Below are 17,215 nucleotides of genomic sequence, written 5' to 3'. Positions count from 1 at the left end.
CTTTCTGCGCAATCATCTGTGGGGATCCATGTCTTCTCAAAACGCCTCTGGCGCGCGTCCGCGCCTTCCGCTCCACCGCGCCCTCCTGCGACTCCTGCCGTTCGCCCGGAAAGACCTTCCGCGTATCGCGCTCGGCGGGTTCTCGGCGCTGGGGGCGTCGATCGTGGCGCTGCTGATCCCGACCGCACTCGAATGGATCGTCGGCGGACCGATCTCCAGCGGTGCGACGAGTGCGGTGGTGTGGGGGGCTGTCGCCGTTCTCGGCCTCGGGCTCGTCGAGGCGGGGCTCGTCTGGCTGCGCCGCTGGCTCGTGCTCGCCCCGGCCACTGCGATCGAGTACAACCTCCGGCAGCGGTTCTACAACCGCCTCCAGAAGCTCCCGATCGAGTTCCACGACCGGTGGCAGGGCGGGCAGCTGCTTAGCCGCATGATGCAGGACCTCGGCGTGATCCGTCGCTGGATGGCGTTTGGTCTCATCATGCTCGTGGTCAACCTGTTGACGGTCGTGCTCGGATCGGTGCTGCTGTTCCAGTGGCACTGGATGCTCGGCACGATCTTTGTGGTGTCGGGCATTCCGCTGTGGATCAGCGCCGTGCGCTTCGAGCGGACCTACGGGCGCCTGGCGCGCATGAGTCAGGACCAGCAGGGCGACATCGCGACGAGCGTGGAACAGAGCGTGCATGGCATCCGCGTGCTCAAGGCGTTCGGCCGCGGCCCGTACGCGCTGCAGAAGTTCCGTCGACAGGCCGAGACACTCCGCGGCACCGAGATGCAGAAGGCTCGCGCGATCGCCGGCATCGACTTCGTGCTCGTCCTCATGCCGGAGCTCGCCTTCGCGGCGTCGCTCGCGCTGGGGATCTGGCTCGCGGCGACGGGACAGATCGCCATCTCCGAGCTGTTCGCATTCTTCGCGATGGCGACGATCCTGCGCTGGCCGATCGAGTCGATCGGGTTTCTGTTCTCCTTCATGCTCGACGCCCGCACGGCGACGGACCGCGTGTTCGAGATCTTCGATGCGGTCGACACGATCACCGACCCGGCCGAGCCCGTCACCATCGCCGAGCCACGGGGCGCGCTCGTCTTCGACGACGTGCACTTCCGTTACCAGGACGCGCGCGATCATGAACGCGATCTGCTCAACGGCATCGAGCTGGCGGTCGAGCCGGGCGAGACGATGGCGCTCGTGGGGCTGACGGGATCCGGCAAGACGACGCTGACGACGCTGCCGACCCGGCTGTACGACGTGACCGAGGGAAGCGTCACGCTCGACGGCGTCGACGTGCGCGACCTCGCGCTTGTCGAGCTGCGTACGCACATCGCGACCGCCTTCGAGGACGCGACACTGTTCTCCGCGTCGGTGCGCGAGAACGTGCTGCTCGGCCGCGACGACCTCGACGTGTTCTCGGAGGAAGCCGAAAGGGTCCTCCGCGAGGCGCTGGGGGTCGCCCAGGCGGAGTTCGTCGACGATCTGCCGGAAGGCACCGAGACGATGATCGGCGAGGAGGGGATGAGTCTCTCCGGCGGACAGCGCCAGCGCCTCGCTCTCGCCCGCGCGGTCGCCGCCCGGCCGCGCGTGATCGTGATGGACGACCCGCTGTCGGCGCTCGATGTCAACACAGAAGAGCGCGTGCAGGTCGAGCTGAAGCGCGTGCTCGCCGGCACCACGGCGCTGATCATCGCGCACCGGCCGTCGACGGTCGCGCTCGCCGACCGCGTCGCGCTTCTCGAAGACGGCCGGATCTCCGCCGTCGGAACCCACAGCGAACTGCTGGCCGGGTCGGCGAGCTACCGACGGGTGCTCTCCAGCCTCGAGGCCGAGGACCGCGAGGAGAGCGCGCAGCGCCTCGACCCCGCGCAGGAGCTCGACGAGCAGAAGGAGGCGGGGCGATGAGCGGAACCGTCCACGGCGTCGCCGGCGAAGACCGCAGCGACTACACCAAGGCGGAGAGCAAGGCGATCCGGAGTCGTTCCTGGCGGCTGCTCCTGTCCCTCATCGCGCCCATGAAGTGGCGCGTGATCCTCACGGCGGTCGTCGTCGTCGCGCAGACGGCCGTGCGTGTGCTCGGCCCCGCTCTGCTCGGCCTCGGTCTCAACGCAGCGCTGCCGGCCGTGCTCGAGGGCGAGGACTGGGGACCGACGTGGCTGATCGCAGGGGCGTACGCCGGCACGGCCATCGTCGGTGCGGCCCTCCTCGCCTGGTACGACATGCTGGCGGCCCGGGTCACGCAGACGGTGCTGCTGGATCTGCGCACGCGGGTGTTCCGTCACACGCAGCGATTGAGTCTCGAGTTCCACGAGACGTACACCTCGGGGCGCATCATCTCGCGCCAGACGAGCGACCTCGACACGATCCGCGAGCTGCTCAACGGCGGGCTCACGCAGCTCGTCAACGGCGTGCTCTACGGCGTCTTTACCTTCATCGCGCTCGTGATCGTGGACTGGCAGTCCGGCCTCGTCATCGTCGTCATGCTCGTGCCGCTCACGCTGCTGCTGCGGTGGTTCTACCGCCGCTCGCAGCTCGCCTACCGTGCGACGCGCGTCATCAGCGCGCAGGTGATCGTCAAGTTCGTCGAGACGATGACCGGGATCCGCGCCGGCAAGGCATTCCGCAGCGAGCCGCGTAACGAGGTGACCTTCGGCAAGCTGTCATGGAACTACCGCGAGGCGAACATGCGCGTGATCCGCCTGTTCGGCACCTTCGAGCCTGCGCTGATGGCGATCTCTGCGTTCGCGATCGGCATCGTCGTCCTCTGGGGCGGCGTGCGCATCACGTGGGACGAGTTCTCCGTCGGTCTGCTGCTGAGCGTCGTGCTGTACGTGCGCAACTTCTTCACCCCGCTGCAGGAGGTGGCGATGTTCGTCAACTCCTTCCAGTCGGCATCCGCCGCTCTCGAGAAGGTGTCGGGCGTGCTCGAAGAGGGGCTCTCGGTACCGGATCCCACGAAGCCGGTCGCCATCGAGACGGCGCGTGGCCACCTGCTGTTCGACGACGTCACGTTTGGGTACGGCGAAGGGCGGACGGTGCTGCCGCACTTCCGCCTCGACATCCCCGCGGGGCAGACGGTCGCTCTGGTCGGCACGACCGGCGCGGGCAAGTCGACGCTGGCGAAGCTGCTGTCGCGGTTCTACGACCCGACGCGCGGCGCCGTGCGCCTCGACGGCATCGACCTGCGCAACCTCGACCCCGGAGACATGCGCCGCGCGATCGTCATGGTGACGCAGGAGGCGTATCTGTTCAGCGGATCCGTCGCCGACAATATCGCCCTCGGACGCCCCGGCGCTTCGCCGGAAGAGATCATCGCGGCCGCGAAGGCGGTGGGCGCGCACGAGTTCATCGAGCAGCTTCCCGACGGTTACGACACCGACGTCAACAAGCGCGGCGGACGTGTCTCTGCCGGGCAGCGACAGCTCGTCTCATTCGCGCGGGCGTTCCTCGCGGATCCGGCTGTCCTGATCCTCGACGAGGCGACGGCATCGCTGGACATCCCGTCCGAACGCGCGATTCAGGACGCGTTGCAGACGCTGCTGGCGGATCGTACGGCGATCATCATCGCCCACCGCCTCTCGACCGTGGAGATCGCCGATCGCGTCTTGGTGATGGAGTACGGCGAGATCATCGAGGACGACAGCCCCGAGGCGCTCAAGCAGGGGACCGGAAAATTCGCGCAACTGCACAAGGCATGGCAGGACTCACTGGTCTGAATCTCGCGAAAGCGAAGGGTTGGCGGCGGCGCTCCGACCTATGGGGGAGGAAGGGTATCGGAGCTCCGCCGCCAGTCTGTGGGGCCGAGGCTATAGCAGAATCTCGGCGACTACTTCACCGTACTCGGATTCGCCGACGGGCGTGAAACCGACGCGGCGGAAGAAGGCCTCCGGACCGAGTTCTCCGGCTTCATAGACGACCGTGAGGCGATCGGAGCCACGACGGCGCGCCTCGTCGAGCACCGCTTCGACGGCGAATCGACCCGCGCCGCGACCCTGGGCCTCGGCGTCGACGTTGATGCGCCACAGCGCGGCACGCAGGTAGTCGCTCGGTGCCTCGGGATCGAAGTACGCGCGAATGAAGGCGACGACACCGCCCTCGGCGTCGATCACGACCCGCTGCCAGGTCTTCTGCGGGTCGGCGACGCCCATTTCGACCGCGTAGGTCGTGGGCGCGATGAACTCTTCCTGGCCTGGCTTCAGGCTCAGGCTGTTGGCCGCGACGATTGTGGCGGCGGACAGTTCTTCGACGTGCAGCTCGCTCATGCCCTCAGCGTAGAGCACTCGGCGGCGGGACGGGGCGGCGTTTCCCTGCATTAATTCTGGACGGTGACGGGTGAACCGGTCTGCAGGAAGTAGTAGACCCACTCGGCGGCACTCTCGGTGAGGTTCACGCAGCCGTGGCTCATGTACGCGCCCGGGCCGAAGTTGCTGTGCCAGTACGTGCCGTGGAAGCCCTGGTCGCCGTTGAAGTAGGTGACGAAGGGGACGTCGGCCGTGCAGTAGTCGAATCGACCGCCGGGCACGTATTCGCCTTCTGCGTCGCACGAGCCCATGTCCTGGATCGTGAGCTGGCCGTACACGGGGTACGTGCCGTTGACCGTGTCGTGGCCAGGCTTGCCGAGCGCCATCGGGAAGCTCTTCATGAGCTTCTCTTCGCCGTCGTTGACGGTCTCGTAGAAGTGCGAGTGGCCGTCGCTCTTGTCGACGACTGCGCGACGGAAGCGCTCGGTACGCTCGTGCGCCACCTTCTCGCCCGCGAGCGCGACCTCGGCGGGCTCGAGCGACGTCAGCTGCGCCTCGATCTCCTGGCCGACGCCGTCGGTCGCCGCGACCGCGTAGCCGTCCTGTCCTTCGACGATGACCTTGCTCACGTTGCCGGACGCGTCGACGACGACGTCGGCATCGACGGGCTCCTGATCGACCTTCTTCGGCAGCGCGTCGACGTACTCCTGGATGAGGTCGGTCTTCGCCTGCACGTCGACCGTGCCGTCGTCGGTCACGGCGACGTCGAGCCAGCTGGCGACCTTCTTGGTGCCCACCTCGTCGACGGTGTCGCCGTCGAGCGTGAAACTGACTCCGCTGACCGCGTTGTTCAGCTTCTCGGCGGTGGCGGCGGCATCCTTTTCGACGAAGGGCGCGGTCGTCTCGGTGGTGGACGCGTCGACGGAGATCGACGGCGTGGACCCCGCGGCGAGGATCGTCTCGCCCGACGCGAGTGCCTGCACGGACTGCGCGCTCGCGAGCTGCTCGGACACCGCCTGGACGAACGCCTCGGTGTCGATGCCGTGGCCCTTCTCATCCGGCACGGCGACGTAGGAGCCGTCTTGGAACTCGACCTGCGCGTTGACGGGGGCGGTGTGGAGGTCGGGGAACGCCTTCTCGAGCGCGTCGCTCGTGACCGCCTCGTCGACCGTCAGCTCGCCCTCGACGGCGCCGGGATTCCACTTGCCGATCTTCCACAGCGGGTAGGCATCCTTGACGGCCTCCGCAGTCTGCTCGGCGTCGACGGCGAGACCGAGGTCCTCACCGGTGAACGATGCCGACTGCCCCTCGACCTCGACCGTGATGGAGGCATTCTGAACGCCCGTCGACAGCGCTTCGGCGGCGCCGCCGGTGGTCTGCATGCCGACGTCGGTGCCGAGCACCGTCACGCCCGGAGCGGTGAGGGTCGTGCCGACCAGCACGAGCGCGCCCGCGGCGACGACGGAGACCACCGGGATCCCGATGCCGAGCCAGAGCTTGCGCGGAGAGCGCTTCTTCTGCTCCGGCTCCACCCACTCGACACGTGGTGCGTCCCCCGGTTCGGCGGGACGCGTCGCCAGCTCGGTCATCGTTTCTCTCCCCTGATCGCGCGTTGACACGCGGTCTTCCACCGCCATGTTAGGTGGCGGATTCGACGCGTGAGCAGAAAACCGGTTACGAACAGTTCACGATCCCCTGGGCGAAGGTGACAAGATCGATGTGAACCCGCTCCATCGACCCCGGAGGACCCCGTGGCTGAAGTCGTCATCGTCCCGGACCGCACCACGGCCGGTGCCCTTGTCGCCGATCACATCGCCGCCGTCATCCGCCGTCGGCCGGACGCCGTGCTGGGGCTCGCGACAGGATCCACGCCGTTGCCCGTGTACGCGGCGATGCGCGAGCGACTGGCGGACGCCGACGTGTCACGCGTGCGCGGTTTCGCGCTCGACGAGTACGTGGGCATCGATCTGGCGCACCCCGAGTCGTATTCCTCGGTCATCGCGCGCGAGGTCGTCGAACCGCTCGGCCTCGACCCCGATCGGATCCTCACCCCGCCGGCTCACGACGCCGATCTCGCGGGAGCGGGCGAGCGATACGACGCCGCAATTCGCGCCGCGGGCGGCGTCGACGTCCAGCTGCTGGGCATCGGCACAGACGGCCACATCGGGTTCAACGAGCCGGGATCCTCCTTCGCCTCGCGCACTCGGGTCAAGACCCTCACGCGGCAGACCCGCGAGGACAACGCGCGCTTCTTCGACTCGATCGATGAGGTGCCGCGACACTGCCTGACGCAGGGGCTCGGCACGATCCTCGACGCGCGGCACCTCGTGCTCCTCGCTTTCGGCGAGGGGAAGGCCGCCGCCGTCGCCGGCGCGGTCGAGGGGCCGGTTTCCGCGCTGCTGCCCGGATCCGCAATCCAGCTGCACCCGCACGTGACCGTTGTCGTGGACGAGGCCGCGGCCTCGCGTCTCCAGCTCGCGGACTATTACCGCGACACCTTCGCGCACAAGCCGGAATGGCAGACGCTCTGACTCACTCGGCGTCGACGAACACCTTGCCGGGGTTCAGAATCCCCGTCGGGTCGAACACGCGCATGATGTCGCGTTGCAGCTGCCACTGATCGTCGCCGAGTTCGTCGGCGAGCCAGCGGGCCTTCAGCACGCCGATGCCGTGCTCGCCCGTGAGGGTGCCGCCGAGCGCGACCGCCGCGCGGAAGAGATCGTCCGCGGCCGCCCAGATGACATCCGGTACCTCGTCGCCGTCGAAGATGAAGTTCGGATGCAGGTTGCCGTCGCCCGCGTGCGCGACCGTCGGGATCCGCACGCCGTGCTCGCGTTCGACCCGTGCGATCTCGTCGAACATCTCCGCCATGCGCGAGCGTGGAACGGAGACGTCCTCGACGAGCGTCGACCCGAGCGCCGACAACGCGTGATGCATCGCGCGACGGATCCGCAGCAGGTGCTCACCCTCCTCGCGATCGCGCGTGAGTGAGACGTCCTGCGCGTGCCCCGCGAGGATCCGCGCGATGCCGTCGGCCTCTGCCGCGGCGTCCGGGCCGTCCGTCTGGATCGCCAACAGAGCGGCGCCGTCGGCGGGAAGCTCGAGTCCGAGCAGGTCGTGCGCGGCCCGCAGTGACAGAGCATCCATGAGCTCCATGATCGCGGGGCGGATCCCCGACGCCGTGACGGCTGCGGAGGCCGCCGCCGCATCGCGGACGGTCGAAAAGGTGGCGGTGAGCGTGCAGACGTCGCCGGCAACGAGGCGGCGGAGTTTGAGGGTCGCCCCGACGATGACGCCGAGCGTCCCCTCGGATCCGATCATGAGGCTCGTGATGTCGAGACCGGTGACGCCCTTGACGCTGCGGTGTCCCGTGGAGATGAGGCGGCCATCGGCCAGCACCACGTCGAGGCCGAGCACCGCGTCTCGCGTGACGCCGTACTTCGCGCACAGGAGCCCTCCCGCGCCGGTCGCGATGTTGCCGCCGACCGTCGCGATCTCACGGCTCGCGGGATCAGGGGCCCACCAGAGGCCGTGCTCCGCGAGCTGCGCGTTGAGCTCCGCGTTGACGATGCCGGGTTCGACGACGGCGAGCTCATCGTCGGGAGAGATTTCGAGGATCCGCGTCATCTCGGCGACCGAGAGCGCGATCTCGCCCGCGCCGGCGTTGCTCGCTCCCGCGACGCCCGACATCGCCGCCTGGGTCACCACCGGCGTCCCCGTCGCGTGCGCGATGCGCATCGTGGCGCGCACGTCCTCGACGCTCTGAGCGCGGACGACGGCGATCGGCGGTGCGGATGCCGCGTGTCCGGAACGATCGCAGCGGGCACGGTCGAGGACACTCGGGTCTGTCGTCACCCGGGGGCCGAGCGCGGAGCGGAGCTGATCGAGGACGGGAACCATCCCTCCAGTATGGCTACCGCGCGGTGTCGCGTCGCAGCACGAACACGCCGACGACGATGCAGAAGAGACCCACCGCGATGCCAGCCCACGCGAGATCGAGTGCCCAGAGCGCGAGGGTCGCGCTGACGAAGACCAGGAGCTCCACCACCAGCCTCACGAAGCGCGGCAGGCGGATCACCGCCTTCGGGGAGAGGAAGAGCGCCCACACGAGGATCGCGGCGACCGGTGCGCCGATGCCCGCGACGATGTTCCACGGCACCGGCCACGCGAGAAACCCCCACACGGCCAGCGCGCCGAACGCGAGCAATTCGCTCACGAGGCGCAGCACATCGAGCACGGTCACGCGCGGGCCGACGCCCGCACGGGAGGTCTCGGAACTCATGCCGCCAGTGTATGGCGCGACTCCTGCAGGATCCGTCAGAACCGGTCGTGCGGTGACGGCCGCCGGGCAATAGGCTGGGACGGATTCATCGTCGGCGCCACTGGGGATGCCAGACGATGTGACGAGAAGGGGAACACTGTGGGCGGATTCTTCGCGGCAATCGGCGGAGTCGGCATCGTCATCGCGATCATCATCCTGCTGGTCGTCGCGGCGATCATCGGGCTGATCATCATGCTCGTGCTGCGGGCCTGGTACAAGGTCGCGCGTGCTGACGAGGCGCTCGTCGTCGTCGGACGGCGACGAAAGAAGGGCGCTGCAGCGACCTCCGCGATGACCGTGATTCGCGGCGGTGGCGCGATCGTGAATCCGATCACGCAGCGCGCCGAGACGCTGTCGCTGCGCGCGCGGCAGATCATGGTGCAGCCGACCGCGCAGTCGATCCAGGGCGTCACGGTCGACGTCACGGGCGTGGCGCTCGTGAAGGTCGGCTCCGACAGCGAGTCGATCGCCCGCGCGGCGGAGCGCTTCGTTTCGCAGGACAAGGCGATCGAGGTGTTCACGACCGAGCAGCTCGAGGGTGCGCTGCGCGGTGTCGTGGCCACGCTGTCGGTCGAGCAGCTCATGCGTGACCGCCAGGAGCTCAGCGACCAGATCGCGACCCTGATCAAGAGCGACCTCGGAGAACAGGGCCTCGTCCTCGACAGCTTCCAGATCCAGGGGATCACCGACGAGAACGGCTACGTCCATGCCCTCGGCGCGGAAGAGGTCTCGAAGGTGAAGCGTCAGGCTGAGATCGCGCGGATCGACGCGGAACGACAGATCAAGGCGCGCGAGATCGCGACCAGCGAGGAGACCCTCGTCGAGCAGACCGCGTACGACAAGAACGAAGCGGCCGCCGCGGCCGACGTCGGTGAAGCGCGAGCAGAGGCCGAGCAGGCGGAGGCGCTCGCTCGGGCACGCGCCGAGCAGGGCGTCCTCATGCAGCAGGCGGAGAACCGCCAGGCACAGCTGGACGCGGACGTCAAGCGCGTCGCGGATGCGTCGCAGTACGAGGAGCAGAAGCAGGCGGACGCCCGTGCCTACTCTCGGGTTAAGGACGCCGAGGCGGCAGCCGACGTGCAGCGTCGCGAGGCCGACATCAACGAGTACCACCGTCAGAAGAAGGCGGACGCCGACGCGTACGCGCAGATCAAGGCGGCGGAGGCCGACGCGGAGAAGGCCGAGCGCGAAGCACAGGCGATCCGCGTGCAGGCGGAGGCCGAAGCCGATGCCGCACGTACGAAGGCGCAGGCGGAGGCCGACGCGGTCCGTCTCGCCGGTGAGGCGCGAGCCGCCGCGATCGAGGCCGAGGCCGAGGCGCTCAAGAAGAACCAGGAAGCCGTGCTCGCCCAGCGTTCGCTCGACGTGCTCGTGCCGATGATGACCGAGTTCGCCAAGGGCTACTCCAATGTCGGCAACGTCACGGTGCTGTCAGGATCCGGCGATTCGGGTGCCTCGACGCACATGGCGGGCGAGGCCGCGATGGGCATGCGCGCGATGTTCGACACGGTCCGCGAGACGACGGGCATCGACCTGTCGGCCATGCTCCAGGGACAGGCCGTCGGTCAGGGCATCGCGAATGGCTCGCGCGAGGCACGGCCGGAGTCGCGCCCCGCGTCGCGTCCGTCGCCGTCGCCTGAGGACTGAACGCGCGTCACTCGCCGTTCGCGAGTGCCTTCGCGCCCGTTCGTCGTTCGCGAGTGCCTTCGCGCCCGTTCGTCGTTCGCGAGTGCCTTCGCGCCCCGTTCGTCGTTCGCGAGTGCCTTCGCGCCCCGTTCGTCGTTCGCGAGTGCCTTCGCGTCCCGTTCGTCGCGGGAAAGGGCGTTTCGGCACTCGCGAGAAGGTGACGTTGCGCTGCGCGCGTGACTCGGTCGCGCCGCAGTCCCCCGGACCCGCTACGCGGGTCCTCCCGCCAGGCCCGATGCCAGCGGCGCGGCCGAGTCACGCGCTTCGCTCCTCGGCGGCGGCGGCGTACGGAAGGTGTGTGCCAGCGGCGCGACTGAGTCGCTCGTTTCGGCTCCCCGCGGGCGGCGTACGGACGGTGTGTGCCAACGGCGCGACCGGGTCACGCGCTTCGCTGCCGGTGCCGGCGCGCGGAGGGGCGTCTCCAGCGGCGTGATGGGGTCACGCGCTTCGCTACCGGGGTCTGCGTGTGCGCGGCGGTGCGTTACCAGCGGTGGTGCACGCCGGGGCGGATCTTGTCGTCGTAGAGGCCACGCACTGCGGTCACGAACGACTCCGGGAGCTGTCCGACCTTCGCCGCCATCGCGTTCGAATGGGCCTGTTGTTCGTTCCGCGCGCCAGGGATGACGGTCGTGACGCCCGGCTGCTGGATCACCCAGGCGAGCGCCGCCTGCGCGGGCTCGATACCGATGTCGCGCGCGAGAGCCGAGAACTCGGCCGCTGCCTCGACGCCCGTCGCATAGTCGACGCCCGCGAACGTCTCGCCGACGTCGAACGCGGACCCGTCGCGATTGAACGACCGGTGGTCGTTCGGCGCAAACGTCGTGTCGGCCGTGAATCGGCCCGAGAGCAGTCCACTGGCGAGGGGAACACGCGCGATGATGCCCACGCCCGCCTTCTTCGCGGCGGGGAGGACGCGCTCGAGTGGCTTCTGGCGGAACGCGTTGACGATGATCTGCACGCTCGCGACGTGCGGGCGGGCGATGGCCGACAGCGCCTGCGCCTCGGTCTCGACGCTCACGCCGTATGCGGCCACGGCGCCCTCGTCGACGAGGATGTCGAGGTCGTCGAACACGCTGTCCGACGCGAAGACGTCGTCGCTCGGGCAGTGCAGCTGCACGAGGTCGAGGGTGTCGACGTCGAGGTTGCGGCGCGAGCGGTCGGTCCAGTCGCGGAAGTTCTCGATCGAGGCGTAGCGCAGGCTCGGCGCGGGAGCGCGTCGGATCATCTTCGTCGCGACGGTGCCGTTCCACGACGGGTTCGCACGGCGCCACGACGCGATCCGCTGTTCGCTGCGACCGTCGCCGTACACGTCGGCGGTGTCGAAGAAGGTGACGCCGCGCTCAGCCGCCGCGTCGAGGACGTCGAGGGCGGCGAGTTCGTCGACGTCGCCCCAGTCCGCGCCCAACTGCCATGTGCCGAGTCCGACGACCGACACCTCGCGTTCCGAGCGCCCCAGGATCCGTTGCTCCACTGCATCTCCTCTTTCGGCGGTGTTCCTCGCACAGCCTACCGATCGCGCGCGACGGAGCGTTCGGTACTGTGAAGCCGGTGAACCTGGCGAGGGAGAGCGTGTGAGAAATCGGTGGGGCGTCGCGGCGATCGCGGCGCTGACGGTGACGGCGATCGCGGGCTGCTCGGCGTCGGATGAGCAGCAGACTCCCACTCCGTCTGCTCATCCGTCCGAAGAGCCGCTCGAGACGTTCGACGGCGACTCGCTCGCGGATCTCACGCTCAGCGAGACGACGCTCGAGGCGGCGCCGACTGCGGATCCCGATTCTCGCACCGACGCCATCGGGCTCACGGAAACGCGGCTGCTGACCACGCGGCCCGACGTCGAGAACGTCATCATGCTCGAGGCGCACGACGTCGAGACCGGGCAGATCGCGTGGGACGTCACGCTATGGGAATCGCGGCAGATCGCGACCGACGGGGGACTCGATGCCGGCCAGGGTGCCGGCCGTCTCGAGCTCTCCGACGCACGAGCGCAGCGGACGGGTGGCGACAGCGTGTTCGCCCCTGTCTTCGGCAACATCTGCGCCGATGAGGCCTGCTCCGCGCACGCGGACATCGACGACTACGGCGGCGGCTACCGAGCCGGGGTCGTTGCGCTCGACGGCGCCGACGGATCTGTGCGGTGGGTGACGGACCTGACGCCGCACCTCGGCGACGACGTCGACGGCATCGGCCTGCACCCCGAGATCGTGGACGCATCGGCCGAGACGACGCTCGTGAACATCGACCAGCCGACCGGAGAGGGCGCCGTGGTTGTCGCCGCCCTCGACACCGCCACCGGCGAGGTGCGCTGGGTCAGCGAGGGAGCCATCGCCTCCGCTGTCGTGGGCGGGGTTGTCACCGCGGTGCGCCCCGACGACCCGCGCGAGCCGAGCGGTTCGCTCGTCGGCCTCGACGCGGCGACCGGCGACGAGCTCTGGCAGACCGGCGAGAGCGGATCCTGGGCGCCGCGCGGCGCGACCGGGAGTCTCGCTGTGGTGGATGCGCCCGACGCTGCGGTCGTCGATCTCGGCACCGGCGAGCGCGTGCGGATGGGACGCTTCCCCGTGGATCCCGTCGCAGGCGGTGCCGACGACGGGGCGTACGCGACGTGGATCGACGCGCGTGACGGGTCCGTGTACACCTACGCGGACGGCGCCGAGCGCGCGCGAGTCAGCGAGAGCACGGTCTCGGGCGATGCGCTCGTCGCGATCAGTGGCGATGACTACCTCTGGATCGCATCGGGAGGCGACGACCCGGAGATCGTCGCGGCGGATCGTACGGGGATGACGCGATCGGACGCGATCACGGGGGAATTCGTCGACGTTCGCGGATCGTCGATCGTGACGGTCACCCCCGATCGTGTCGTGCATCTCTGGCGTTACGCCGCGAGCTGATCGGATCGCCCATCGGCGCGCCCGGGCGCGGCCCGAGTCGAGAGCACCGCGATCGATGCCGTAGAATCTCCCACGGTGCCTTGTCCGAGCGGCCGAAGGAGCACGGCTGGAATCCGTGTATGCGGGGCAACTCGCATCAGGGGTTCAAATCCCCTAGGCACCGCCAGATACGTGGGGTCCCGGCGTCAGCGCCGGGGCCCCACGTTCGTCTTGGACCGCATCGATCACGAATCGAGAAGCGCCGCTATCCGCATCGTCGTAACGTGAGCATCACGACGACGAAAGGGCACACCATGACGGAGCAGAAGAGCGGCTTCAGCGCCGAGGAGCGCGCCGCGATGAAGCAGCGGGCCGAGGAGCTGCGGTCGACGAAGGGGCTGAAGGGAGCGGCGAAGCGCGCTCGCGAGTTCGAAGCCTGCATCACGGCGATCGACTCGCTCACGGGGACCGACAGCAGTGTTGCCACGCGGCTGCACACGATCGTCACCGAGGAGGCGCCGGAGCTCGACCCGAAGACCTTCTATGGATTCCCCGCGTATGCGCGCGACGGCAAGGTGCTGGTCTTCTACCAGCCGGCCGAGAAGTTCGACACTCGCTACGGCACGGTGTCCTTCGACGACACGGCCGCTCTCGACGACGGGCCGATGTGGGCGGTGTCCTACGCGGTGATCGAGATGACCGACGCCGTCGAGCAGCGCATCCGCGAGCTCGTCCGGCGGGCCGCCGCGCGCGACTGACGCGTCACGCGGATGGCGGGTCGGTGTCGCGCGGTCGCTCCCACAGCGAACGGGGCAGCAGGGCGCGACCGATGCGCGCGGCGAGTCGGCGGGGCGCCAGCGCGCGGGCCACGCGGCGCAGCGGGAGCGCGAGATCGACCCCGGCCGCCTCTCGCGGCGCGAACGAACGTTGCTCGATCGCCCGCACGAGAGGATCCACGTGCTCGGCCGCGGCCCCGGATCGCACGAGACGGGCGCCGAACGCGCGCGGGGACTCCGCTCGCGACGGCCCCAGGCCGACATCCGTCGCGGTCGCGCGCAGCTCGCGCCACGCGACCCCCGCATCGCCGGCGCGCGCTGCGTTCCTCCTCCACGTGCGGATCCCGAGACGCACGAGCGCGGGGATCGCGCCGAGGAGCAGGACGCCGAGGAGCGCGAAGAGCGCCGCGGTCGCCGTCGAAGCCGCGCCGGGAAGGGGCACCGCGGCGGGGTCATCCGTCGCGTCGTCGGTCTCAGCCGGCTCGGCGCTCGGTGATGTCTCCTCCTCGTCCGGATCATCCGGTGCCGCCGTCGGGCCCGGGTCGTCGATGCCGGATCCGCCCGTTTCGACTACGACGTTGCGTGCCTGAGCGACGCCGGGTGTCGGGTCGAAGGGTGTCCACCCGATGCCGACGAAGTACACCTCAGGCCAGGCGTGCAGGCGGTTCGCGGCGACCGAGTAGACCGACATGTCGTCGATGCTGCGTCCCGTCAGGTCGCCGGGCAGATAGCCGACCGTGATGCGGGTGGGCAGGTCGAGCGAGCGGGCCATGAGCGCGAACGCCGAAGCGAAGTGCACGCAGTACCCGGCGCGCGCGTCCAGGAACTGCTCGATAGCGGCGATGTCGCTGCCGTCGAAGCCATCCTCGACGGGCGTCTCGAGCGAGTATGTGAAGCGGGGGGAGCGCAGCCACTCCTGCAGCCCCAGCGCGGTCTCGTAAGGAGTGCGGTCGTCGGCCGTGACCTCGCGGGCGGCCTCGCCGATGGCGCCCTCGGTGACGGCGTCGGGAACGTCGGTCGCGCCATCCGGGAGCGCCTCGCGGATCGCCTCCCCGGTGACGGAGTTCGTGTACGTTCCGCCGAGCCCGGCTTCGTCGGCCCAGGGGGAGGCGTCGAACTGTGCGCGCGTCGGTGCCAGCGGGTGCGACTCCGCGCGGTAGCGCTCGCCCTGAGACGTGGTCGATGAGGAGCGCGCCGTGCGGCTCGAGAGCATCGCGTTCCACCCGTCTCCCGCTCCGGTGACCGACACCGCGTCGCCGGGGAGCGGCAGATACTCGGTGTCCAGCTCTACGTCGCTCACCCACGTGCGCACGTCGTTCGACTCGATCTCGCCGACGACGCCGGATCCGGCGGTCGGATCGAACCCATCCTCGAGGGGCTGGGAGGCGCCGCCGTCGATCTGCCAGCCGGTCTCTCCGAAACGGGTGTGGGTGGCGAGCCGCAGATAGGGCGCGACGATGCCGTCGGTCCGCACGCGGAGCACCTCCTCCGTGGACCGGGCGCGCAGATCATCGCCGAGATCGATCGACACGTCGATGCTGGTGGGGCGCGCGAACGTGCCCGAATCGGCCGCGGGCAGCACGGGGACGCGCGGTGCGATGACGAGTGCGGCGATCGCGGCGACGACCGCGATCGCGATGCCGCCCGCTCCGCGGATCCGGCGGGTCCGCGTGCGCGAGAGGCGACGGGAGGAGAATGCGATCATCGCGATGAGTGCGAGCGCGAACGGGACGGCGAACGCGAGGTGATCGCCGCGCGGCACCGCGAGCTGCGGCATGACGAAGACGCAGATGAGGGGGATCGCCGCGAGGATCGGCAGCCGAATCGTGACGGCGAGCTGGTCGACGAGCACGGCGAGGAAGCCGATCGCAGCGAGCAGCAGGAACATGAGGGGCGGGTCGACGTCGACCGGCGCGATGCCGGTGACGACCTGGTCGGCCGCCGCCGCAACCACGTGGCGGATGCCCCAGGTGATGACGCCGTCCAGGATCGACCCCGGGTACGCCCACGCGAGGATCGCCAGCCACGCCACGATCCCGGCTGGCAGTGCGAGGCCGCGGTGGATCCAGCGCGCGCCGTATCCGACCGCGACGACCACCGCGACGACGGCGGCCCCGGGGAGGAACCATTCGGGCAGGAGCAACGTCGTCATCGGTGTGAGCGCCGTGACGACGGCGGCAAACACGGCCATCGCCGCGATGAGCGAGGGCGGCCGGCGAGGGACGGTCATCGGTCGCCGCCGTCCAGGGCCCGGGCCCAGCTGGGGGCCACATCATCGAGCGCGGTGGCGCGCCAGCCCGTGGTCTCCGCGCCGAGGGGGGTCGGATCCGCGGCCAAGAGGACGTGCGTTGCGGGCGTCGCCGCCGGTCGGGGTGCGCGTCCGATCGCGACGACGAGCCCGGCGCCGTCGGCCCGTTTCATCGTCGGCTCGCCCTGCCCGCGCGGATCGAGCCGCGCGCACGTCACGAGGAGATCGTCGAAGGCCTCTGATGAGTCGACGGAGCCGAGCATCGAGCCGTCCGCGGCCATCACGTCGACAGCGAAACCGTCGGTGCGCAGGCGCGCGACGACGGAGACGCACGCGCTCAGAGCGCGCTCGAAGTCGCTGTCGGCGGGCCAGGCGTCGTCGGCGAGATCGAGGATCACGGCCGCGGTCGGGGTGGTCTCTCGTTCTTCTTCTCTGACCATGAGGTCGCCGTGGTGGGCCGACGCGCGCCAGTGCACGCGGCGCATCGAATCGCCGGGGAGGTAGGGGCGGGGGACGAGGTTGTCGGTTCCCTGGCCGATGCGTTCGTGCCGGGTCGGCTCCTCGCCGTCCTCACGTCCGCGTGCGTGCACTGACGCGAGCGCCACGACAGGGGGCACCGCGATCACCTCGTCCACCCCGCCGACGGCGACTCGGCGTCGAGCGACGCGGAGCGGCGCCAGCAGTTCGACGCGCAGCGGTCCGACCGTCTGTGGGCCGCGACGCGAGGCCGTGACCTCGCTGCGATAGGCGGCGTCGGTCGATGCCGGAATCTCGCGGATGTCGAGTCCGTCCGAGGCGCCGTCGACCGCGTGGTCGATGAACTCGATCGCGCCGCCGACGATCGCCGCCTCGATGCGCAGTGTCTCGCCGACCGCGACGATCTCCGCGCTGAGGGTGCGGGAGACGGCGCGGGGAACGGCCGCGAGACGCACGACGATGGCCCCGAGCGCGACGACGCCCGCGAACACGAGTCCGAGGTAGGTCAGCTCGATTCGATCGATGCCTATCCCGGCCGCGACAAGCGCAGCCGCGAGCGCGAGCATGGCGAGCCCGCGACCCGTGGGAACCACCCGGCCGCGTGCCGGTCTCT

General features: G+C 69.7%; 13 protein-coding genes and 1 tRNA gene. 7 read left to right on the top strand and 7 right to left on the bottom strand.

Annotation, left to right across the window (positions count from 1 at the left end; genetic code table 11):
* The first annotated feature begins 28 nt into the window (after positions 1–28).
* Positions 29–1,891, top strand: a complete 1,863-nt coding sequence (locus IEW87_RS13770) for an ABC transporter ATP-binding protein (RefSeq protein WP_188712969.1) — start codon at positions 29–31, stop codon at positions 1,889–1,891.
* Complete coding sequence (locus tag IEW87_RS13765) at positions 1,888–3,702, top strand: ABC transporter ATP-binding protein (RefSeq protein ID WP_188712968.1); 1,815 nt, start codon at positions 1,888–1,890, stop codon at positions 3,700–3,702. The genes IEW87_RS13770 and IEW87_RS13765 overlap by 4 nt, the downstream gene beginning before the upstream one ends.
* Positions 3,703–3,792: 90 nt before the next feature.
* On the opposite strand, the gene IEW87_RS13760 is transcribed toward IEW87_RS13765, so the two are convergent.
* Positions 3,793–4,248 (bottom strand): GNAT family N-acetyltransferase, encoded by a 456-nt coding sequence (locus IEW87_RS13760; RefSeq protein ID WP_188712967.1) that lies wholly within the window; start codon positions 4,246–4,248, stop codon positions 3,793–3,795.
* Positions 4,249–4,298: 50 nt separating this feature from the next.
* A complete protein-coding gene (locus IEW87_RS13755; protein ID WP_188712966.1) occupies positions 4,299–5,816 on the bottom strand; it encodes a L,D-transpeptidase family protein in 1,518 nt (505 codons plus the stop codon).
* 162 nt (positions 5,817–5,978) lie between these two features.
* Between IEW87_RS13755 and IEW87_RS13750 the strand changes: the two genes are divergently transcribed.
* Positions 5,979–6,758, top strand: a complete 780-nt coding sequence (locus IEW87_RS13750) for a glucosamine-6-phosphate deaminase (RefSeq protein ID WP_188712965.1) — start codon at positions 5,979–5,981, stop codon at positions 6,756–6,758.
* A 1-nt stretch (position 6,759) separates the two neighbouring features.
* Here IEW87_RS13750 and IEW87_RS13745 read toward each other — a convergent pair whose 3' ends face one another.
* Together IEW87_RS13745 and IEW87_RS13740 are read right to left on the bottom strand one after the other, a co-directional pair.
* Positions 6,760–8,127, bottom strand: a complete 1,368-nt coding sequence (locus IEW87_RS13745) for an FAD-binding oxidoreductase (protein WP_188712964.1) — start codon at positions 8,125–8,127, stop codon at positions 6,760–6,762.
* Between the two features lie 13 nt (positions 8,128–8,140).
* A complete protein-coding gene (locus tag IEW87_RS13740; RefSeq protein WP_188712963.1) occupies positions 8,141–8,509 on the bottom strand; it encodes a YrdB family protein in 369 nt (122 codons plus the stop codon).
* A gap of 231 nt (positions 8,510–8,740) precedes the next feature.
* Here IEW87_RS13740 and IEW87_RS13735 point away from each other — a divergent pair, with 231 nt between their 5' ends.
* The gene (locus IEW87_RS13735) at positions 8,741–10,195 is read left to right on the top strand and encodes an SPFH domain-containing protein (protein ID WP_188713122.1); all 1,455 of its coding nucleotides are present in this window, start codon (positions 8,741–8,743) and stop codon (positions 10,193–10,195) included.
* Positions 10,196–10,715: 520 nt separating this feature from the next.
* On the opposite strand, the gene IEW87_RS13730 is transcribed toward IEW87_RS13735, so the two are convergent.
* A complete protein-coding gene (locus IEW87_RS13730) occupies positions 10,716–11,705 on the bottom strand; it encodes an aldo/keto reductase (protein WP_188712962.1) in 990 nt (329 codons plus the stop codon).
* Positions 11,706–11,805: 100 nt separating this feature from the next.
* On the opposite strand from IEW87_RS13730, the gene IEW87_RS13725 reads away from it, so the two are divergent.
* The 3 genes from IEW87_RS13725 to IEW87_RS13715 all read left to right on the top strand — a co-directional run bounded on the left by IEW87_RS13725 (position 11,806) and on the right by IEW87_RS13715 (position 13,859).
* On the top strand, positions 11,806–13,122 hold the full coding sequence (locus tag IEW87_RS13725) for an outer membrane protein assembly factor BamB family protein (RefSeq protein WP_188712961.1): 1,317 nt from the start codon (positions 11,806–11,808) through the stop codon (positions 13,120–13,122).
* A gap of 74 nt (positions 13,123–13,196) precedes the next feature.
* Positions 13,197–13,288: transfer RNA gene (locus tag IEW87_RS13720), tRNA-Ser, on the top strand.
* Between the two features lie 127 nt (positions 13,289–13,415).
* Positions 13,416–13,859: a hypothetical protein gene (locus IEW87_RS13715; RefSeq protein WP_188713121.1), complete on the top strand. Its 444-nt coding sequence runs from the start codon at positions 13,416–13,418 to the stop codon at positions 13,857–13,859.
* Between the two features lie 4 nt (positions 13,860–13,863).
* On the opposite strand, the gene IEW87_RS13710 is transcribed toward IEW87_RS13715, so the two are convergent.
* Positions 13,864–16,107: a transglutaminase TgpA family protein gene (locus IEW87_RS13710; protein WP_188712960.1), complete on the bottom strand. Its 2,244-nt coding sequence runs from the start codon at positions 16,105–16,107 to the stop codon at positions 13,864–13,866.
* Positions 16,104–17,195: a DUF58 domain-containing protein gene (locus IEW87_RS13705; protein WP_188712959.1), complete on the bottom strand. Its 1,092-nt coding sequence runs from the start codon at positions 17,193–17,195 to the stop codon at positions 16,104–16,106. Before IEW87_RS13705 ends, IEW87_RS13710 begins: the two co-directional genes overlap by 4 nt.
* Positions 17,196–17,215: the final 20 nt, after the last annotated feature.

Origin of the sequence: Microbacterium faecale, from assembly GCF_014640975.1 — a bacterium.
In the GTDB taxonomy this organism is placed as follows: domain Bacteria; phylum Actinomycetota; class Actinomycetes; order Actinomycetales; family Microbacteriaceae; genus Microbacterium; species Microbacterium faecale.
The sequence above is the reverse complement of the archived record's forward strand: the minus strand, read 5'-3'. Positions and strand labels throughout refer to the sequence as shown.